General features: G+C 67.1%; 19 protein-coding genes. 11 read left to right on the forward strand and 8 right to left on the reverse strand.

The window, feature by feature from the left end; all coding sequences use genetic code 11:
• Positions 1-12: 12 nt before the first annotated feature.
• Entirely contained in the window at positions 13-762 is a 750-nt protein-coding gene (locus PV679_RS15910; protein WP_319680883.1) for a hypothetical protein, read from the reverse strand.
• A gap of 242 nt (positions 763-1,004) precedes the next feature.
• Complete coding sequence (locus PV679_RS15915) at positions 1,005-1,811, reverse strand: nucleotidyltransferase (RefSeq protein WP_319680884.1); 807 nt, start codon at positions 1,809-1,811, stop codon at positions 1,005-1,007.
• A 103-nt stretch (positions 1,812-1,914) separates the two neighbouring features.
• Between PV679_RS15915 and PV679_RS15920 the strand changes: the two genes are divergently transcribed.
• The 9 genes from PV679_RS15920 to PV679_RS15960 all read left to right on the forward strand — a co-directional run bounded on the left by PV679_RS15920 (position 1,915) and on the right by PV679_RS15960 (position 9,615).
• Positions 1,915-2,454, forward strand: coding sequence for a GNAT family N-acetyltransferase (locus PV679_RS15920; protein ID WP_319680885.1), 540 nt, complete (start codon positions 1,915-1,917; stop codon positions 2,452-2,454).
• 386 nt (positions 2,455-2,840) lie between these two features.
• Positions 2,841-3,788 carry a hypothetical protein gene (locus PV679_RS15925; protein ID WP_319680886.1) on the forward strand — a complete coding sequence of 316 codons (948 nt, stop codon included), beginning with the start codon at positions 2,841-2,843 and terminating at the stop codon, positions 3,786-3,788.
• A 67-nt stretch (positions 3,789-3,855) separates the two neighbouring features.
• Positions 3,856-4,770 (forward strand): hypothetical protein, encoded by a 915-nt coding sequence (locus PV679_RS15930; protein WP_319680887.1) that lies wholly within the window; start codon positions 3,856-3,858, stop codon positions 4,768-4,770.
• Positions 4,770-5,792 carry an ImmA/IrrE family metallo-endopeptidase gene (locus PV679_RS15935; protein WP_319680888.1) on the forward strand — a complete coding sequence of 341 codons (1,023 nt, stop codon included), beginning with the start codon at positions 4,770-4,772 and terminating at the stop codon, positions 5,790-5,792. The genes PV679_RS15930 and PV679_RS15935 overlap by 1 nt, the downstream gene beginning before the upstream one ends.
• A 150-nt stretch (positions 5,793-5,942) precedes the next feature.
• Entirely contained in the window at positions 5,943-6,950 is a 1,008-nt protein-coding gene (locus PV679_RS15940) for a nucleotidyltransferase (protein WP_319680889.1), read from the forward strand.
• On the forward strand, positions 6,935-7,480 hold the full coding sequence (locus PV679_RS15945; protein ID WP_319680890.1) for a hypothetical protein: 546 nt from the start codon (positions 6,935-6,937) through the stop codon (positions 7,478-7,480). The genes PV679_RS15940 and PV679_RS15945 overlap by 16 nt, the downstream gene beginning before the upstream one ends.
• On the forward strand, positions 7,432-7,998 hold the full coding sequence (locus PV679_RS15950; RefSeq protein ID WP_319680891.1) for a hypothetical protein: 567 nt from the start codon (positions 7,432-7,434) through the stop codon (positions 7,996-7,998). Before PV679_RS15945 ends, PV679_RS15950 begins: the two co-directional genes overlap by 49 nt.
• A gap of 149 nt (positions 7,999-8,147) precedes the next feature.
• Complete coding sequence (locus PV679_RS15955) at positions 8,148-9,080, forward strand: hypothetical protein (RefSeq protein ID WP_319680892.1); 933 nt, start codon at positions 8,148-8,150, stop codon at positions 9,078-9,080.
• Between the two features lie 133 nt (positions 9,081-9,213).
• On the forward strand, positions 9,214-9,615 hold the full coding sequence (locus tag PV679_RS15960) for a restriction endonuclease (protein WP_319680893.1): 402 nt from the start codon (positions 9,214-9,216) through the stop codon (positions 9,613-9,615).
• A gap of 744 nt (positions 9,616-10,359) precedes the next feature.
• Here PV679_RS15960 and PV679_RS15965 read toward each other — a convergent pair.
• The 3 genes from PV679_RS15965 to PV679_RS15975 form a co-directional block, all read right to left on the reverse strand.
• On the reverse strand, positions 10,360-11,448 hold the full coding sequence (locus PV679_RS15965; protein WP_319680894.1) for an ATP-binding protein: 1,089 nt from the start codon (positions 11,446-11,448) through the stop codon (positions 10,360-10,362).
• Positions 11,445-13,346: a Mu transposase C-terminal domain-containing protein gene (locus tag PV679_RS15970; RefSeq protein ID WP_319680964.1), complete on the reverse strand. Its 1,902-nt coding sequence runs from the start codon at positions 13,344-13,346 to the stop codon at positions 11,445-11,447. Before PV679_RS15970 ends, PV679_RS15965 begins: the two co-directional genes overlap by 4 nt.
• A 122-nt stretch (positions 13,347-13,468) precedes the next feature.
• Positions 13,469-14,227 (reverse strand): TnsA-like heteromeric transposase endonuclease subunit, encoded by a 759-nt coding sequence (locus PV679_RS15975; protein WP_319680895.1) that lies wholly within the window; start codon positions 14,225-14,227, stop codon positions 13,469-13,471.
• 199 nt (positions 14,228-14,426) lie between these two features.
• On the opposite strand from PV679_RS15975, the gene lon reads away from it, so the two are divergent.
• A complete protein-coding gene (lon, locus tag PV679_RS15980; RefSeq protein WP_319680896.1) occupies positions 14,427-16,835 on the forward strand; it encodes an endopeptidase La in 2,409 nt (802 codons plus the stop codon).
• 117 nt (positions 16,836-16,952) lie between these two features.
• Here lon and PV679_RS15985 read toward each other — a convergent pair whose 3' ends face one another.
• Positions 16,953-17,495: a UTRA domain-containing protein gene (locus PV679_RS15985; protein WP_319680897.1), complete on the reverse strand. Its 543-nt coding sequence runs from the start codon at positions 17,493-17,495 to the stop codon at positions 16,953-16,955.
• Positions 17,496-17,668: 173 nt separating this feature from the next.
• Complete coding sequence (locus PV679_RS15990; RefSeq protein ID WP_319680898.1) at positions 17,669-18,529, reverse strand: lysozyme; 861 nt, start codon at positions 18,527-18,529, stop codon at positions 17,669-17,671.
• Positions 18,530-18,737: 208 nt separating this feature from the next.
• On the opposite strand from PV679_RS15990, the gene PV679_RS15995 reads away from it, so the two are divergent.
• Positions 18,738-19,220 (forward strand): MarR family winged helix-turn-helix transcriptional regulator, encoded by a 483-nt coding sequence (locus PV679_RS15995; RefSeq protein WP_319680965.1) that lies wholly within the window; start codon positions 18,738-18,740, stop codon positions 19,218-19,220.
• Positions 19,221-19,331: 111 nt separating this feature from the next.
• Here the strand turns inward: PV679_RS15995 and PV679_RS16000 are convergent, their stop codons facing one another.
• Positions 19,332-20,114, reverse strand: a complete 783-nt coding sequence (locus PV679_RS16000; protein ID WP_319680899.1) for a protein phosphatase 2C domain-containing protein — start codon at positions 20,112-20,114, stop codon at positions 19,332-19,334.
• Positions 20,115-20,230: the final 116 nt, after the last annotated feature.

Below are 20,230 nucleotides of genomic sequence, written 5' to 3' on the forward strand. Positions count from 1 at the left end.
GCTCAACGGGGACTACTGTGTGATCGCCCGGTCGGCGCTGACTCGATCGGCGACTGAGAAGTCGGTGTCGCAGTCCGGGCAGGTCGCGTTCCCGAAGACGTAGGTCAGCATGTGTGCGACGTCGTGTTGGCTGTCGGTGAGTGCGATGTCATGGAGACGCCGACCAATGCCTTCCAAGTCTGCGAGGCTCGTCGGCCGGAGCGGGCGAGTGTCGAGGTTGTCGTCCGACAGGGCGTAGTCCTCGCTGGAGCAGAAGAACCCGCGTTCACCGAGGACGATGAACAGGTTGGTTTCGCAGCCGGTGCAGGAGACTTCGTATTCTTCGTTTCCGAGTCCCCAAGCCAGATCTTCACTCCATCCCACGACGCCCTCGAAGCCGAGCATGGACTCCAGGAGGTTGGTGTACTCGGTGCGGTCGGTTGCCGTCCGGAGATGACGGTTCACTGATGCCAGCAGAGTCGTGATTTCCGCCGAGTGCTGTGTGCGGACATCGCCGGCTCCGTGCGGCTGCTCGGCGCCTGCCATGATGGCCCCCGCCAGGTTCAGGGCGTTCACGGCTTGTCCCCGGTCTTTGCTTTCGGCCATGCCGGCTAGCCAGGGCAACGCTGCGAAGCTAGCCGAGTAGACGCTGCCCTGGTGACAGAGCGCAGACCACAGGCCGTTCCAGTGCTTCGACTCGGGCTCGGATGCGATCCGTGCCAGCAGAGCGGGTATGTCCTCGGCGGAGCCGTAGGCGTGGCTGAGCTTCTGCCAGTCGGTCATGCAGGCGATCTAATCAGGCATGGTGCCTGGCAGGAACGATGGGGCAGGACAGCACCTGTCCCTTCCGCTTTCGGGTTTCACCCTTGGATTGTCACGGACGCACCTCCAGGACACCCGCTGTCCTGTGCGTGTGATGTCTGCGGCACCTTGAGTCGGTGGCCTGCGACTCGCAGGGATGGGGTCTTGGCCTGACTCGGAATCTGTGCAGTTTTACCTTGCGAATTCCGTGGGAAGGGTGCCGTTCAGGGGCGGGGTGCCTTCTCGCCGTGCACGGCTGTGTATTCGGCGGCGAGCCAGGGGCCCAGGTCGTCGATGAGCGTGCTGAGTACTGCCGGATCGGCTGAGGGGGTGCGGCCGACGGTCGCGGCGATACGCATCTGCTCAACCCGCTCGGGGTAGTAGCAGCCGAAGAGTTCGGCGGACTCGTTGAGGTCGCTGGTCCAGCCGCCCCAGCGGGACATGATCAGAGTGAATCCTGTGCGCACGATGCGACGGCCGACGCCGCGGCTGAGGGTCTGGCGTTCGGCATCCGTGGCGGCTTCAGCGACTCGGGTGTGCCAGCGTTGCAGCGCGAGGGCGAGGTCGCCGTTCGTTTCGCGAGCGAGCAGGGTTGTAGGGCGGTAGCGGGGTAGTCGTTCAGCGAGATCGGGGCCGAGCAGCGGGGTACACAGGCAGGCGACGAAGAAGCCGGCATCGTGGCGTTCGAGGTCGCTCAGCAAAGCGCGCGTGCTGGTCAGCAGGATGCCGACGCCATCGATCTGGGGGAACGCGTGGTCGAGCGCGGTCTCGATCGCTTTTGCGTCGGCTCGGTCGGCTTCCGTGGGCTCGCTGTGGAGGGCGAGTTGGAGGTCGAGGTCGGAGACTCCGGGCGCGGCGGTGCCGCGCGGGATGCTGCCGTAGATGTAGGCGCTGTGCAGCCGCGCTCTGTCGAACGCCTTGCTGATGCGAGTGCGGGCGGCATCGACGACGGAGGTGAATGCCGCCGGCACTCGGTCCAGTGCGCCTTCACGTGCAATCGTTCCGTCCTGGTCCAATCCTCGTTCGCTCATGAGGGTCACTGTGGCGGGTGCTACTGCCCGCCGCGCATTTCTTTTCCGCCAGGTCGTTACGGACGGCTTGATCGGTGCCGAGCCTGTTGGTTGGGTGGTCGGTATGACTGACCTCGGACCCGTCGCCTGGCCACCCGCACCGATCAAGACCGAGAGGCTCGTGCTCCGTGAGCCCGAGGCTCGGGATCGTGCGGCGTTCATCGAGTTGCTGGCGTCGCCGGAGGTGCACACCTATCTCGGTGGCCCCCGCCCGCGTGACGAGCTTGAGCGCGAGGTGCCCGAGGTGCCCGAGCGATGGCCCGGGAGTTTCGTCGTCGATCTCGACGGGGCGATGATCGGCCAGGTCCTGCTGAGGAGGGCAACGGAGCACCATCGCCCGGCCGCCGCAGGGAAGGCCGATCTCGGCTACCTGTTCCTGCCGTGGGCGTGGGGATTCGGGTACGCCGCCGAGGCGTGCGCGGCGGCGCTCGGCTGGTTCGACGGTGTCCTTCCCGGCGAGCTGGTCGTGCTCACCACCCAGAGCGCCAACGCCGGCTCGATGCGCCTCGCGGCGAAGCTGGGATTCACCGAGGTGGAGCGGTTCCATGCCTGGGACGCCGAGCAGTGGCTCGGCCTGCGGTCCCCGGCCACGTCCTGCGACTGAGCTCGCGCTCGACAGTACTGCCGGGGCGGTCATATGGGTCCGGAACATATGAGATCCCCTTGCCGTTCCCCGGCCGAGCGGTATCACCAGAGGACCACAGAGGACCGGCGGTGTCCTTCACAGATTGCGTCTGTGAGTGGGGTGCCTGATGACCTGCCGCTCGCAGGTTTCGTGTGGTCAGAGCGGCGCTCTCTTGTCCAGCTCTAGTTTGCGAATTCCTCGGTCCTCGGGTCACCGATCTCGGTGTTCTTCCACGCCATCACTGGCTAAGCGCAGCGACCGTGCGCGTGTCCAACGGCGCGGCGTGTCCCGAGTGGGTGGGGAGGGGTGTATAGCAGGAAGTCTGTGCGGACAGAGCCGTCCGCGAGGTGAGGCCGGGGTGGCTGATGGCGGGCGGGGCGTACGAGGAACTGGCGCGGGATGGCCGCCTCGGAAACGAAGGATTCGAGTTGCTGCGGCGCGTGGGCCGTCAGGTGGCCCGGACCCAGGGGTTCCCGCCGCCGAAGGGGTACAACCGGTGGGAGAACGACGCGGTCGACGAACTCCTACACCGCATGATCACTCGGGAAGGCGCGGGAAGCCAGTTCATCCTGACCTGCTTTCTGAAGGCGGTCGACGACACGTCCCTGGAGAAGTTGTTCTTCACCTCGATCAGGAGATTTCTGATCGACGAGGCAAAGAGCACTCCGCGGGGAAAGCTGCGCCGCCGGTTCGCCAAACGCCTGGCCCAAGACGATCGGTTCCGCGCGGTGTCCGGTGCTTCGCCCCGCTGGGCCTTGGCCGCCCATCCTGCCGATTCGATCTGGCAGGGGGATCTCGACGACCTTGTCCGGGCTGCCTGGGAAGTGCGGGGAGTATGGATCACCGCTTGGAATCATTCCGGGCCCACCCCGCAGAAGACGGTGCACGCCCTGATGACGGTGCTGACGGCGGTACTCAAGACGGCAGGTGGGGCGGTCCGGGAAGAGGACCTGGCCAAGGCACTCGAAGCCCGCTTCGACTTGCTCTCCCCGCCCCTGTTCACCAACCTTTACGCGGACGACGGGGTGCTGCTCCACTCCGACGTCGACCAGGCGCAGGAGTCCAACCCGGTGGCAGCGGAATCCGTGGCCGGGGAGCTCTGGCATGAGATGTCCCCACAGGAGCGCAAACTGCTGCCCCACCTCGGCGAGGATCCGGCAGCAGCAGCCTCCTTCCTGGGGCTCGGACGTCATCAGACACAAGCGATCATGGATGCGCTGAGCGAGAAACTCAGGCTGGCGCTGACCGGTGACGGAAACGATCCTCATGACGTGGCCGCGGTGCTGCTGCGCCGTGGCGGCGATCCACCCTGACGTTCGGCGAGTGATGTCGTTTGTCCATAGTGGGAACAGACTGCCGCGAGGAAATGGGGGCCGCCCGATGAGCCAGACATCGAGCAGCGCGTACGAGCGGCTGCGAGCTGCGGTCGCCCAACTCAAAGTCCCCGATGCCGTCCGTGCCACAGCGGCGGCCGCGCCCGGCGATCCGCGCCCGGGACAGATCTGGCGCGCCGTCTGGGACCACGTCGTCGAGATGGTGGCCGTCACCGCGGTCGATGAGACCACCGTCCACGCCATTCCGGTCTCCTTGGAGACCCGCTTCCACGACTCCGACACGTTGCTGCTGCCCGCCGAGGCCTCCTCGCTGGAGCAGCCCTTCGCGCTCTGGTCTGCTCAGGGAAGCCGTCTGCCCTGGTGTGTTCTGGACCGGCAGGTCAGCAAGCTATCTGTCCCTCTGAACGCCGACGGCACCCCCGCCCCGGACGCCACCGGATACCGTTATGGCAGCCCCATTCCCAGTCCCGCAGCGCAGGCCGCCGAATTCCGAGCCGCCCTGTCCGACACCATGGACCTGCTTAGCGCGGCACGCTGGGCGCCTCAGGGCAGCGGTGACCTGGCCGCACTGCTGAAACGGCATGGCCTCGGCCCCGCTGAACTGATCCAACGCCTGAGTATCCAGCCTCCCCGTGCCCTCGCCCTCCTGCGCTCGCAGACACCGCTCACCCCACATGAGGCCGGTCTCCTCGCGCCGGTCCTGGGCCTGGCTGCAGACAAGATCCTGGCGGCCAATCCGCCTCTGCCCGAGAGCGCGGTACACGAACTGAGTCGCCCCGCCCGACGTGTACAGATCCGTCGGCTTGCCCAACTCACTGGAACCGCCGAACACGACGCCCGCCAGGAAGCACTCTTTGCCACACTGACCCTGGCAGCGCGGCAAGAACGTCCCGCAGAGGCGAACTGGCCCGCCCGCGTGGACCGTTACTTCGACGTTCACCTCGGTCAAGAGAGCGATTGATGAACTATCTGCGCCGCGCTGCCGCTCGTACCCAGGCCCAGGCCATGCGAACCGCCCTGCAGCGCGATCACCCGGGCGCCGACCAGCATCTGGGCGTTGGCGCCCTGGAGGAGCTGCGGCAGTGGCCCGGCCTTGAGATCAGGGACGTACCCGATAGTCGTTCCGGCGGCGGTTGCAGCGTCTCCGGCGCCTATTTCGCAGGCACCCCCGCCGTCCTCGCCATCGCCAGCTCCGCGAGCCTGGCTCGCCGCGACTTCACCGCCCTCCACGAACTGGGCCATCACCTGCAGCAGACCTTGGTGGAGCTGATGGACGTCCTGCTGGCCCAGCCCGACGGCGGCACAGCTCTCGAGGATGCCGCCTGCGATGCCTTCGCCGCCGACATCCTCTTGCCCGACGTACTCGCCGATCAGCACATCACCGACGCCGGCCCCACCGCCGACGCCGCTGTCGCGCTATGGCGAGCTGGCAGGGCCTCCCGTATGGCCGCATGCGTCAAAGCCAGCGAACGCCTCCCTGCCCCAGGCCACATCCTGCTCCTCGCCTCCGACGGCACCCTCGCCTTCGCCGCCTCCCATGGCCTGCCCCCACTGCGCCGCGGCAGCGACCAGAGCCACATTCCGGTCGTCCGCACTGCTCTGTCCGCCCGAGGCCGCGCCGAAGGACATGGCCGGCTCGCCTATCGTGACGGCATTCTCGGCGAGGAGCTGTACGTGCAGACAGCGGCCATGGACGGCTACCTCCTCGCCGTCGCCGTCACCGACCTCGCGCCCTGGAAAACCTTCGCGCCCTCCGTCCGGCATAACGGTCCCGAGCCCGCCGACTACACCTGCGCGCACTGCGGGGAGGACTTCACCTCCTACACCCGCACCTGCACGCGCTGCGAGTCCGCACCGTGCCCCGACTGCGGCCGCTGCAGCTGCGACCGCAAGGTGTCCGAGCGCCAGTGCACGGCATGCTTCATCGTCCATCCGGCGGCTATGTTCGACGGAACTGGCAGCCGTTGTCGCGACTGCGACTGAACCCTCGTCACACAGCTCCCGCTACTGCTGAGTTACGTCGTCTGTCCCATGTGAAGGCCCCGCCACGGGTGCCTCAACACGTACGGGACCCCGGAGCCGGCACCGGGCACCACGACCTACCCGGCCGGCAGAAACGAGCACGACGGCACGATGAACGACAGCACGAAGGGCGCCTTCGACGCCCTCGACGAGGAACTCAACCTCGATGGCCGCGAGCGCAAGAGCGCCCAGAAGCGGCACCAAGACATCACCGACTACCTGGTGGACGCCGGCCTGGCCATCGCCACCTTCCTGCAGGGCAGCTTCGCCCGTAAGACGATGCTTAAGCCACTCAGGGACGTTGACATGATCATCCGGATGCACCCGCGTCTGGAGAAGATCCTGCGTCAGCCCGGCGGCGCTGCCCACGCGATGCGCCTGATCCGCGAGGTCCTCGCTGAGGAGTACCCCGACGCCCAGTTCGACGTGGACGACGCCCCCGCCCACGCTCTCCAGGTGACCTTCCCCGACTTGGACTTCACCTTCGACCTGGTCCCCGCGCTCGACGCGGAGAACGGCAGCGAGATTGTCTACATCGCAGACCGGGAGAACGACACCTGGGAGTGGTCCAACACCCGCACGCTCAACCGGATTATCAGCACCCGCAATCAGGCCACTGGTGGACGGTTCGTCCACCAGGTCCGCATGCTCAAGTCCTACAAGAAGGACCACCCGGTCCTCGACGACACGTGCGGCCTGCTGTGGGAGGCCTTCGCCTACGAGGTCGTCACCAGCCTCCTTGAGCACTCCCAGGCTCTCGCCGTAACCCTCGCGCACGCCGCCCAGGTGGTCACCGGCCCTGTGTTCGACCCCACCGGCGTCGACGACCTCACCGCCGACTGGACGACTGTCCAGCGCGCCGCCTACGCCTCCACGCTGGCTGTCGCTGCGCGCCGGGCGGCCGAGGCGCGGCGCCTGGAGGAGGACGGCCAGCACGCCGCGGCCATCGAGATCTGGCACGACCTGATCGGAGACCCGTTCCCGGTCGCCGAGGCCCAGAGCGTCTCCGACGCTCTGCGTGCCCTGGCAGCCGGCAGCATCACCTCCACCGGACGCGCCGTCACCTCCTCGCGCGGGCATCAGCCCGCCCGTCCGGGGCGGTCATGGCGTACCCACTGAACCGGGTACTCGCCGACCCCGCTGCGGCCGCCGACCACCTCCTCCACGCCGACACCGTCTTCGGCGTGGAGGAGGCGGAGGGCCGTACTGGGCACATCGGAGCAGCGATCCTCGAACTCACCCTGTGCCCGCTGCCCGCCCTGAAACGCGAGAACTACCCCACCGAACGCGTCCGCATTGTCATCCGACCCGACCACACCGTCCACGCCTTCCCGCTCAACTCGGCCGACCGCGCTTTCAAGCACCGCAACCCACCCCCGGTACAGGACCTCTGCCTGCAGTACCCCGGCGACGACGCGGCCCTGCGCTGGATCCCCGACGACGGCCTCGAACCTTTGATCACCCTCGTCCACCGGCATCTGATGTATGAAGAGGCCTGGCGCCGTACACGCACCTGGCCGACCGAAGATGCTCCGCACGGTCAACCTGCCCACGGCACCCACCCGCTGCGCACCCCGGAGACACAGCAGGAGGCCCGCCGATGGACCCGGCAACCCTCGCCGCACCCGCGACGACACCCCAGCCCCTGACAGCCATCCTCATCCTGGCCCTGGGCTCCTCCGTCGTTGCCGGAGCCCTTGGCCACATCCTGACTGGCTTGCGCGCCGGGGCCACTATCCGGCGTGACCGGTACGCCGCCGCCGTGAAACTCCTAGTTGCCCGTATTGAGTACCCCTATCGCATACGCCGCCGCACGAGCGATGACCCTGAGGTCCTCAACGCACTCGCCACCACGGGCCACGACCTCCAGGAACGCCTCGCCGAGATACGCGCCTGGATCTCCACTGAGAGCACCGTCCTCAGTGATGTCTTGGACAACTGCCTGACCAGTCTCGATGCGCCCTTCAAGCAGGCATGCACCGATGCTTGGAACGCCGCTCCCATCGCCAGTGCCGCTCAGATGAACCTGGGCGGCTTCGGCATGGGCAACCAACAGCACCTCGTCACCACGATGGAGCGAACACTTACATACCGCTTCGGCCACCGCCGCCTGATCCCCGAGTTCCTTCTCCGCCGTCTCTTTAAGCAGCATGGGCTCCTGCCGTAGATTCCCATGGGCACGGTGGTGTGTCGCATCTGCCGCCAAGCAGACGGAAACCGACCGTTCGGCGCGACGAATCACTGTGGTAGTTCGGATTTTGAACCGAAGTTTTCAGAAATCGCCCAACGTCACGGGTTAGGGCCTATGCTGTGGTTGTGCGTGCTTCCCTCGTAAGTGTCAGTGGAATCGACCTCGATGTTTTGGCGAGCCTACTTGCCGACGTAGATGTCCATGATCTTTGGGTCATTAAGAACGTCGTTGGTGACGGAGTGATCTTTGAACCCATTCCCGATATTGTTGTTGGGGTCCTCAATGCGAAGAATGTAAGCGACCCGGCGAGTCCTCAAGAGGGTTTTAACAATTTCGATGTACTTCTGCGTGTAGGCCAAGCGGTTGCCCGTGGAATCCCTAGCCTCCTCATTGTGTCGCCACCATTGAAGCCGCCCAGTTGGATTAAAGGACTATCGGTAGCACTTTGTTCTCCAGGGGATCGCGGTGCACTCGCAGATCACATTTGGGCACTGACTGCAAGCGCTACCCGAGATGGCGCCTCCAAGGTTTTGCTTGATCGATTCAATCCAATTAATGCGGAACTGTATCTTTCTAGGCTGAAGGCTGTGGAGGAAGCGTATATAAATCCCTTGCCTCTCAGTCCGGGTGCACCGAGTGGCCGCATTGGGCGTGCGTATGCTCAATTTGAAAGCCTCATTTCTGAACTGCTGGTTTCTGCTGGTGCGGCACTGGCGGAACCGCCCGAAGATGCGCGCCGGTATGACTACGCAGATTTCGCATTCGTTCCGTCCAGCGGCTCGTCCGTTGTAGTGCTTGCCGAATGCAAGCTCGTGTCAGGGAAGAGTAAGAGACGAATATCTGAAGATGAAGCTGCCTTGTATCAGAAGGTGACGGCAACTCATTCACAGCTCGGACTACTTGTTTATCACTCGATTGATGGCGTGCAGCCTGCCCCTGCCCGCCATCCAACGGCTCTCGTCGAGCGGATTTCGGCGATGGAGTTGATCGCGAGGCTTAAGGAAAAGCCACTTCAGAGAGTAATTGCTGACGTCGTTGCGCAAGCCGCAGCGAGGTAGCGGGATGGCGGATTACTCGAAAGAGGAGATTTTTCGGCTCGCGAGTTTGGGAAAGGATAAGTCGCTCACGACGAAAGAGCGCGGGGATGCTCTCGAGACCCTTTTCTGCTACCTCCTCCGAGGGGTCCCGGGCGTGCTCACTCGCACTAATGGGATTGATCCGTTTCGTGGTTCCGAGATTGACATATCCGTAGCGAATGCTCAAACGGCCATGTGGATGAAGGTAGTCCCCTCTCTTTTCTTGGTTGAGTGTAAGAATTGGGATAATCCGGTGGACGCTAAGGCTGTCGCTGCATTCATCTTGAAACTGCGGGAAAAAGGTGTTGGTTTGGGGGTTATGGTTGCTGCCAATGGAATCACCGGCGACCAGTCTGATCTGACTGCTGCATATATGAAGATCAATATGGCGCAACAGGCGGGACAGCGTGTGATTGTTGTGACGCTTGAAGACCTTAGGTCTTTGGAGAACGCGGAACAGCTTTCAAAACTACTCTGTGAGCGCATATTGGAATGTGTCGCTGCAGGGCGTTTCTGAATCGATTAATTGGCGGCGGGACTGTCTGTCGCTTCCGGCCTGTTGCTTTTCCTCTTGTATTCGTCGATGCCTGCTCCGTGCCAGATCGTACCTTCGAACTTTTCGTTTTCGTGGCGGGGTTCGCGACCTCTTTGGTGATCAGGGAGCCAGCCGTGTGTGCGGCAGGGCTTCTACACCACGAGAAGCTTGGAGGCAGGTCGCCATACGTTGGGAGTGACCAGAGCTGGGCGCAGATGAGTATGGCGGTGAGAACGGCGTCGTAGGTGATGGCCCAGCCATGTCGCCGCAGGACACGCAGGTGTCGATGTTGTGCTTGGACGATTTCGGGGAGGGTATCGAGAGGCGTCGTGTGTCCGTCGGCGTCGGATGGGCAGAGCCATAGCCGGTGTCGGGTACAGACGTAGCGGTGGTGCGGCAGGATCCTGATGACCTCGCCGCCAAGGTGTTTGGCGTCGCAGTGGTGGCAGCCGGGTTGTGGCTGGTGGCGGAACATGGCCCAGTCGGGCTGCGGGGTGCGTAGTTCGGGCAGAGCTCCGGCGAGGGCGTGGACGGTCCGGCCGGTGATGGCGGCGAGGCGTTCGGGGACGACGAGGCGGCGCATGCCGCCGGAGGCTTCGCGTTCGGTGACGCACCGCCAGAGGGCATTGACGTCGAGGCCGTGGAGCCGGGCCAGACGGCCGATGTAGGAGGCGGCGATCTCGTGCTGTGCGGGCGCGACGGGGTCGGGCAGGCGGGGGAGGAGCATCAGGCGATGCGCCTCCGGCGGGAGCGCGGTTTTCCCGGGGCTGTGATGGCCTGGGAGCGTTCGGCGGCATAGTCGACCAGGACCTCCTCCAGGAGGTCTTCTGTGATGCGTTCCGTGCCGTACTCGATGGCGAGCACGGCGGCGCCTCGGACGAGTTGTGAGAGGCTGCCGATCATGCCGCCAGAGCGGTGGTAGAGGTACTTGCTCAGGCCCGTGAGTGTTCCGGACTGGTGGTGGTGCAGCCGGAGCATGGACTCCAGGGTGTCGACGAGAGAACGCCAGGCGTCCTGGTCTGCTCCGGGCGCGTAGGGGAACGGGGCGGTGGGGATGACGGTGAACCGTCCGGCGATCTGGCGGCCTCGGGTCCCGGCGAACAGTCCCCGGTCTTCGACGTCGATGCCTGCGTAGGCGAAGGTGGCGGGAAGTCTTTCGGCGAAGTACTTCAGCTGGTCGGAGGCTTCGGCGCCAGTGCGAGTGGCCAGGTTCAGGTTGTGCAGCTCGTCGACCAGCACGAGATCGACGTGGACGTGTGCGGCGGTGGCGCAGACCGCGTTAACGACATCGGCGATGTTGAAACGGGTGGGGAAGTCCAGGCCGAAGAAGCGGGCGAACTCCATGGCGAGCATCTTCGGCGTGGCGGCCGGCGGGACGGTGACGTAGAGGACCGGGAGCCGGGAGCGGTCGCGCGGGTGGCGTTTGCGGACGGCGATCTCGTGGGCCCGTCCGAGCTGGGAGAGGGCGGTGGTCTTCCCGGTGCCTGAGGAGCCGCTGATGATGATGCCCCGGCGGGCGGAGATCTGCTGGCGGTTGAGTTGAATCAGCAGCCGTGATGTGGCGATGACTTTCCTGATGGTCGGGGTGTTCACCAGCGGCAGGTCGGCGTGGTAGTTCCGGCGTAGTTCGTCGTCATGCAGCTTCTCTTTCCGGGAAGGGGCGGCTTGCCGGGCCGCGGTCAGCAGCGGAGGCGGGGACTGCTCATGCTCGACGAAGCGGCGCCATCCCTCCTTCGTTGTCAGTGGGCTGTCCGGCGGCAGCTCCTGCCCCGTGGCCTGCTGCGGGACGAAGGAGGTGCGGGAGCGCTTGGTCATAGCCACCTTTCGGCTTCTGCATGGGCGTCGAAGACACCAAACGGGATCACCTCGGCCGGTTCGGTGCTTGGGTCGGGTGGGGCTGGTTCCGGGGCGGCGCGAGGTGAGGGAGGCCGGTGCGAGGCGGCTCCGGCGCGTGTGCGGTCGGCCACCTTCGTGGTGCGGGTGTCAGGGCCGTGCTCGGCGCGGGTCAGGAGTGCGTCTAGGACCCGGGCCACCGCGGCCTCGTTGGTGTCGTCCAGGCCGGCCTCGGTGGCAAGACGTCGTGCGTGCTGCCAGGTGAAGTCCGCGAAAGGGGCGTTGACCAGCGGGAGGTGCATCCAGGGGACGGTGACCCAGCCACGGGGAGTGCGTACGAACACCTGGGAGAGGTCGTAAGGGTCGTAGTGGACTTCCCAGAGCCCTCGCTTGGCATTGTGTCCGGAGTGCTGGCGCCGCAAGGGGCCGAGGTCCGGGCTGTCGTAGGTGCGGTAGCTGATCCGGATGCCGTAGTCGTTGATCGCCCGCCAGGCCACCGGCAGCAGTTCCAGGTAATCCTCACCGCGCAGCACCAGCGGCAGATAGCCACAGGCGGCGACCAGGGAGGTGTACTTGTCGTTTGGCGACATCGCCTTCTTGGGGCGGTAGGGGTCGCGGAGAGCGTCGTGGGGACGGGCCTGCCAGCCGGCCACGACCCACTCGTCCAGCAGTTCCTGGAGTTCGGGAATGGCCCAGACGGCATGGTCCTCGACGCGTTCGCCCCGGCGGGAGACGTTCCGGCCTGTGTAGCCGGCGAGATGTTGGCAGAACAGCGTGTTGATCGCGGAGAAGGTGGCCTCGACGATCGCCTTGTCGGTGGGAGTGCGGGGCCGGGCGCGTTGGACGGAGATCCCCAGCCGGTCGCAGGCTCGGGTGAAGGTGTCGGAGAGGAACACCTTCCCGCCGTCGATGACGATCATGTCTGGCACGATCACCGGCTTCGCGGCGGACTGGTGCATGCGTGCGTCCACGTTCAGCAGCCGCTGGTGCGGAATCCGGGACGAGGACATCCGCAGCGATGCGGCCCAGCCCGGCCGCATCGGCTCGGGAACGAGCATCTTGGCCAGCAGCAGTGATGCGTCCACCGCCTTGGTGCCCACCGGCCGGAGCACCGCGGCGCAGATGGTGCGCGTCGCGACGTCGACCGCGATCGTCAGGTCAGCGCGAGCCGTTTGCCCCGAGTCGAGCACCACCATCACGTCCAACGGTGTGGAATCAACCTGGACTTGTTCGCCGGGCCGGGCGGCGAAGGTCGGCGTGAAGGTCTTCTGCGGCCGGTTCGCGGTCTGCCGCCGAGTGATCGCCGAGCCGAACGTGTGCCGCCCCGAGGAGAGCCGGTCCACGAGCTTGTAAAGGGTGCTGCGGCTGGGGATCGGAACCATCCCCGGGCCGTATGTCTCCTCAACGCGTTTGATCACACGCCGGATCAGCCGTGACCGCGTGCCGGTGGACGCGGTGGTCTGTTCGGCGACGACTTCTTCGACGGCCGCGACCAGCCGGGCATCCGCCCGGCCGGTCGTGTCCGCAAGGCGTGCCGTGCGCTGGTCCACCAACCCCCAAAGACCCTGCCGGGCATAGGCGTAGCGTCGCCCTTGAACGGTGCGGATGCCCACCTTGAGCTCCACCGCTTTGGCGGCTTCTCGCTCAGCAAGTGAACGGGTGGCCAGGTCGTATTCCGGACGTGGAGTTGTTCCAGGCGCGGCGTCCGGAGGCAGGCCCGTCTCGACTTCTACCACGTGCCGTTCCCACTCCCGGGCCGAGGACAGCGCTGGAGCGGGAACGGTGCTCAGCAGGCCGACCGGATCGAGCGCGGGCAGCGGATCCGTGCCGGTGACCGCGAAGCCCGGAGAGGCCATCAAGTAGGAGGCCAGGACCACCATTTCGGTCCCGTCCGTTGAGCGGAGCCGCACCGAGGTCCCGGTCAGGGCCACCACTTGATGGTCGCCGTCGTCAAAGCTGACCCAGTCACCGGTTCGCAACAAGGAGGGGTTGCTCTTCGGCTTCACAGCACCTCCGGTGACACGAGCGCGTCGGCGTGTAGCGGGACTGACAGATCCACGGATAGTTCGTGCTGCCACAACAGGTGGAAGAGCACCGGCAGCACGGCGACCGGGTCCCCGGCTTGGCCCGCACCGTCCAGCAGCGGCCGCGGCTCGGCGAACGCTCTCCGGAGCATGGCGGCGACCGGCTCGATATGGTGCCGGGGGTGCCGGTAGCCCGCTAGCCACCGCACGTTTCCGACACGGGTCGGGTCGGGGGCGCCGCCCAGCCGGAATTCCCACCCGAGAAGGTCGCAGGCTCTCTGCGTCGCCTCGAACTTCATCCGGTCGCGCGGCTCGCGCCGATCTGCCGGGCGGCAGTCGATCACGATCGCCGAACCGTCCTGGCGCCGGGCGAAGTAGTCTGGGGCGTGCGAGATTGCCTTGCCGTTCTCGGCGGTCCAGAACAACCAGAACGGCTGGGACGAAAGCCCTGTCACCGACGGATCGAAGTCGAGCAGCATTACATGATCGCGTTCGAGCCAGGACTCATAGCCGATGTGCCCGCTGACCGTCGATGACCACCACAGGCCCGGCAGGTGCCGTTGCCCCTTGTACGAGTGGAACCCGCGTACGGGCATCACGGACTCGAAGCGGACCGCCCACGCATCCGTCAGTGGACGTCTCGTCTCTGACCCGTCCGCATCGACGTACACGACCTCAAAGCCTTCGGCAGGAGGCCCGGCTACCCCACCAGGTACAGCTTGCAGTTTCTGTTCCACGCCGACTTAACGGGACTGCCCTCGCAAGGTCACTCCGGACTGCGCAAGGTCGCTCGCAAGGTTGAACCGGACTTCGCAAGGTTCACCCTCACAGGACACCCGCGCGGTGATCGCTCAGGGCGAACAATCCCGGGGGAACAAGCAGAGGCTCACAAGCATTGAGTGGGCATAGCTCAACTTGACTGCCGAAGGGGAGATCATGGCTCTCACGTCCACATCGCTCACGCTTCCCGTGCTGCCGCTCGACGACGAGGTCGTGCTGCCCGGAATGGTGGTGCCGCTGGACCTTTCCGACACCGAGGTCCGTGCCGCCGTCGAGGCCGCGCAGGCGGCCGCCCGTTCCGAAGGAGGCGGGGGCAAGCCCAAGGTGCTGCTCGTGCCGCGCATCGACGGGACGTACGCCGGGACCGGTGTGCTGGGCACCGTCGAGCAGGTCGGCCGGCTCTCCGACGGCGACCCCGGCGCACTGATCCGGGGCCGTGGCCGCGTGCGGATCGGCGCCGGTACGACAGGGCCCGGCGCGGCGCTCTGGGTCGAGGGCCTCAGTGTCGAGGAGATCGCTCCGGACCCGCTGCCGGGCTCCGTGACGGACCTGATCAAGGAATACAAGGCTCTGGCCACCGACTGGCTGAAGAAGCGCGGTGCCTGGCAGGTCGTGGACCGCGTCCAGCAGATCGACGACGTGTCCGCGCTCGCCGACAATTCCGGTTACTCACCTTTCCTCACCACCGCTCAGAAGGTCGAGCTGCTGGAGACCACCGACCCGGTGGCCCGGCTCAAGCTCGCCACCGAGCAGCTCCGTGAACACCTCGCGGAGCAGGATGTCGCCGAGTCCATCGCCAAGGACGTCCAGGAGGGCGTCGACAAGCAGCAGCGCGAATTCCTGCTGCGGCGCCAGCTCGAAGCCGTACGCAAGGAACTGCGTGAGATCAACGGCGGGGGCGACGAGGACGAGTCCGGCGACTACCGGACCCGCGTCGAGGCCGCCGATCTCCCGGAGAAGGTGCGGGAAGCCGCGCTCAAGGAGGTCGAGAAGCTGGAGCGCTCGTCCGACCAGAGCCCGGAGGGTTCCTGGATCCGCACCTGGCTGGACACCGTGCTCGAACTGCCCTGGAACGAGCGGACCGAGGACAAGTACGACATCCGCGGCGCCAAGTCCGTCCTCGACGCCGAGCACGCGGGCCTGGAGGACGTGAAGGAACGGATCACCGAGTACCTGGCCGTGCGCAAGCGGCGCGCGGACCGCGGCCTCGGTGTGGTCGGCGGCCGTCGCGGCGGCGCCGTGCTGGCCCTGGTCGGTCCTCCCGGTGTCGGCAAGACCTCGCTCGGTGAGAGCGTCGCGCACTCCATGGGCCGGAAGTTCGTCCGCGTCGCGCTCGGTGGTGTCCGGGACGAGGCGGAGATCCGCGGCCACCGGCGTACATACGTCGGCGCGCTGCCGGGCCGTATCGTCCGGGCGATCAAGGAGGCCGGTTCGATGAACCCGGTCGTCCTGCTCGACGAGATCGACAAGGTCGGCTCCGACTTCCGCGGCGACCCGGCCGCGGCCCTGCTCGAAGTCCTGGACCCGGCGCAGAACCACACCTTCCGCGACCACTACCTGGAGGTCGAACTCGACCTGTCCGACGTGGTGTTCCTGGCGACGGCGAACGTCCTGGAGGCCATCCCGGAGGCGCTGCTCGACCGTATGGAGCTGGTCAGGCTCGACGGCTACACGGAGGACGAGAAGGTCGTCATCGCCAGAGACCACCTGCTGCCCAGGCAGCTTGAGCGCGCGGGACTGGAGACCGGCGAGGTCACGCTGGAGGACGACGCGCTGCGCAAGCTGGCCGGCGAGTACACCCGTGAGGCGGGCGTACGAAACCTGGAGCGCGCCATCGCCAGGCTGCTCCGCAAGGTCGCGGCCGAGCATGAACTGGGCGAGCGGGAGCTGCCGTTCGTCCTGGGCGCCGAGCACCTGCGGAAGCTGATCGGGCGTCCGCACCATGTGCCCGAGTCCGCCCAGGACCCGGCCGAGCGCCGCACGGCGGTGCCGGGTGTGGCCACGGGCCTCGCGGTCACGGGCGCCGGCGGTGACGTGCTCTTCGTCGAGGCGTCGCTGGCCGACCCGGAGACCGGCGGCTCGGGTCTGACCCTGACCGGACAGCTCGGTGACGTCATGAAGGAGTCGGCGCAGATCGCGCTCTCCTTCCTCCGCTCGCGCGGAGCCGAGCTGGAGCTGCCGGTGGCCGATCTGAAGGACCGGGGTGTGCACATCCACTTCCCGGCGGGCGCGGTACCGAAGGACGGTCCGAGCGCCGGTATCACGATGACGACGGCTCTCGCCTCGCTGCTGAGCGGCCGGCTGGTCCGTACGGACGTCGCCATGACCGGTGAGGTCTCGCTGACCGGCCGGGTCCTGCCCATCGGCGGCCTGAAGCAGAAGCTGCTGGCCGCTCACCGGGCCGGCATCACGACGGTCGTGATCCCGAAGCGGAACGAGGCCGACCTGGACGACGTCCCGGCCGAGATCCTCGACAAGCTGGAGGTCCACCCGGTGACGGATGTCCGCCAGGTGCTGGAGATCGCGCTGTCTCCGGCGGAGGTACTGGTCGCCTCGGCGGCGTGACGGAAGACGCCTCAGCGGCCCGCGTCCGGCAGACAACCGCCGGACGCGGGCCGTGCCGCGTGGTACGGAAGAGCCGGACGCGGCGGTCGTGCGCGTTCTCCTCGGGCCCGCGCGTCGTCATCCGATCCTGAGCTCGTAGCGCAGCCGCTGAAGATGCCCCGGCATGGTCATCATGTCGACCTGGAGCGGCCGGTCCTCGCTGTCGAAGGTGACACGCGTCAGTCGCAGGACCGGTTCGTCCGGTCCGGTGCGCAGTGCCTCCCGCTCCTCCTCGCTGGGCATACGAGCGGTGACGTCCTCCCGGACCCGTACGCCCACGTGTCCCAGCCCGGCGAGCAGCGTGACGGCTCCGCCCGGGATCTTCGCCGTCGCGGCGAGACGGGTGCCGCGTGCGATGGACGCGGGATAGTAGGTGTCGGTCAACTCGCCGGCCGCCTCTTCGAGGTACATCACCCGCCTCCGCACGATGACGGCGTCGCCCTCGCCGACTCCGAGCAGCTCGGCCACCTCCGCCGGTGCGGGGACCTCTCCCGCGTGGACGATCCGCTGGCCGCCCCGCCGCCCGCGCGCGGACAGTTCGGCGCCCCAGGCGTCGCGCTGCCCGTCGCTCCGAGGAGTCAGATACGGCATCGAGGTGCTGACCCATTCGCCGGCGCTCATGATTCCTCCCGCGCTGCTGCCGATGTCCCGGCCCTGCCGCTCCACACGGTAAGTCAGTCAACTCCTCGCCGGGACCCGGGCCCGGCCTCCGGGACGGGCACCGCCACCGGGCACGTCACCGCGCGGCCCCGGCCGGTCCTTCGTTCCGGCCGGGGCCGCGCGGCGCCGGGCTGTCAGCCGTACGCCAGCGCCTGTACGCGGTCCAGCGCGCCGTTGAACCGGTCGTGGTCGCCGACGATCGGGCCCGTCGAGGTGTACTGCCACATCGTCTGGACGCCCCAGCCGGCCGGGAGTTCGCCGACCGTCGTGTTGTAGCGGGCGATCCAGAGCGGGTTCGTCGCGCCGAAGCCGGCGTAGTCGCCCGTGCAGTCGGCCCACCAGCTCGTGGCCGTGTAGATCACGGCGTCGCGGCCGGTCCGGGACTTGTACGTGGTCAGGAAGTCGCGGATCCACGCGACCATCTGGCTCGGTGACTTGCCGTAGCACGCCTCGCCGTACGGGTTCCATTCGATGTCGAGCACGCCCGGCAGGGTCCTGCCGTCACGCGACCAGCCGCCGCCGCCGTCCACGAAGTAGTTGGCCTGGCCGGCGCCGCTTGAGTCGTTGGGAGTGCCGAAGTGGTACGCGCCGCGGATCATGCCGGCGTTGTACGAGCCGTTGTACTGCTGCGCGAAGGACGGGTTCTTGTAGTAATCGCCCTCGGTGGCCTTGGCGTAGGCCCACCGCACGCCGGTGCTCCACAGGGAGGCCCAGTCGACGTTTCCCTGGTAGCCGGCGACGTCCACGCCTTCCGTCTGGACGGCGCGGTCGCCACGGGGCCGGCCGCCCTGGCCGTCGTGCGCCACAACGCCCATGCCCATATGGGCCGAGCCTCGCGCGGATGTGCCGGCCGCGGTGGCCGCCGGTCGGTCCCGGGGCGTGCCCGCGGCGCTCGCGGCGCCCGGGACGGTGAGGAGGAGTGCGAGAGTCGCGAGGAGTGCGCCGGCCGCGGTGGCGAACGGGCGGCCGGTTGTTCCGGATCTGTGCACGGGCATTGCGTGCCTCCGAAGACCTCGGTGGGGGGAGCACGGCATGCGATGGAATGGACATGCCAATGATGACGCTACGCACGTAGACCCCTGTGGCGGAAGGGTGCCACGCTGCTGCCATTGATATAAACCTGCGAAATACTGGCCGAGCTGCGGCAACGGCCGTCGGTAAAAGAAACTTTCAGGATCGGAAAAGCGCGCGATGGGTTCTGATGTGCACGGAAGCGGTGCGGCAAGCGGACCGGACCCCGCCGGCGGCAGTGCTGTGGACCTTGAATTCCTGGCGCTGGAGCGAGAGCTGGCCGTCTTTCTGCGCCGGGCCCGGTCCAACTCCGGCGAGATGGCTCGCGAAGTGCACCCGGAGCTGGAGCCCGCGGCGTACGGACTGCTCGTACGGCTGGAGGAGACCGGCTGCCAGCGCGCCACCGAGCTGGCCGGCTACTTCGGGGTCGGCAAGGCGACGATGAGCCGGCAGCTTCGCGCGCTGGAGCAACTGGGACTGGTCACCCGCGAGCCCGATCCGGCCGACGGACGCGCCTCGCTCATCCGCATCACCGCCGAGGGCCGGGCCCGCTTCCGGCGCGTCCGGGACGCACGCCGCGAGATGTACGTACAGAAGCTGGCCGACTGGGACCGCGGTGAGATCGCGGAACTGGCCCGCCTGCTGCACCATCTCAACGCCCGCGCGGAGAGCTGACGCGCTCAACGCCCGCGCGGAGAGCTGACGCGCTCAACGCCCGCGCGGAGAGCTGACGCGCGACGGCCGGTACGGGAGCCCGGCGCGCAGACCCGCTCGCGCCGCCCGGGCTCACAGCTCCACGTACGCCACCGTCGCGTCGTCACTCGGCTTGCCCCGGCGGAACGCCAGCCCGTCCGGATCCGCCGACTCGGCCGCCCGGACGCGGTCGATCAGCTCCTGCGGGCCGCTCTTGCGCACCAGCGCCAGACAGTCCGTCCAGGTGCCCTCCCGGAACACCTCCACCCAGCGGGCCGCGCCGTCCGTGAGGGCCAGCAGGGCACGGACCCGCGTGGACGGCGTACCGCCGGTCACCGCCCGCGCCGCGACCGACGGATCCGCCGCCGCCGTGAAGAAGCCGTTCTCCGCGTTGCGCAGCGCGTCCGCGGAGGCGACCGAGCGGAGCGCCTCGCGCGGGACCCGGTCCAGCCGGTCGTCCAGCACCGCCTGTACGTCACCGTCCGGCGACTCGATCAGCAGTGTCGAATCGGAGAGCACGAGATGCTCGACCGCGTCCGCGCCCCAGCGCACCAGCACGACCGTTGCCTGAGGTGTACGAACGTGAGAAAGGTCACATGTTTCGCGGTGAGAGTCCGCCGTACGGAGGATCGACGCCGAAAGGATCTCTGCCAGTGTCATATCCCGCCGCGAACCGGACAGTTCAGCCAGCGCGCCGCCGAGCCGCGCGGTGAACCAGGGCACGCCATGCACACAACCGTCGTCCCCGGCCGGCGGTGTCACTCCGTCCAGGATGACCAGCGTGCCACCCTCGCCGGAGGCGGGCAGGGCCACGGTTGTCCAGTCCTCATTGGGTCGTGCGGCGGCGCCGTGGGCGGTGGCGAGTTCGATGCGCATCGACCCAGTCTGCCTGACTCCGGCAGCCAACCGCATGACTCCTTCACCAGCTCTGCACGTCCGGTCGGCGGGGCCGTACCGCCTGGTCAGCGGCTGTCATTCGGCCGGAACGGACA

Origin of the sequence: Streptomyces sp. AK02-01A, from assembly GCF_033795305.1 — a bacterium.
In the GTDB taxonomy this organism is placed as follows: Bacteria; Actinomycetota; Actinomycetes; order Streptomycetales; family Streptomycetaceae; genus Streptomyces.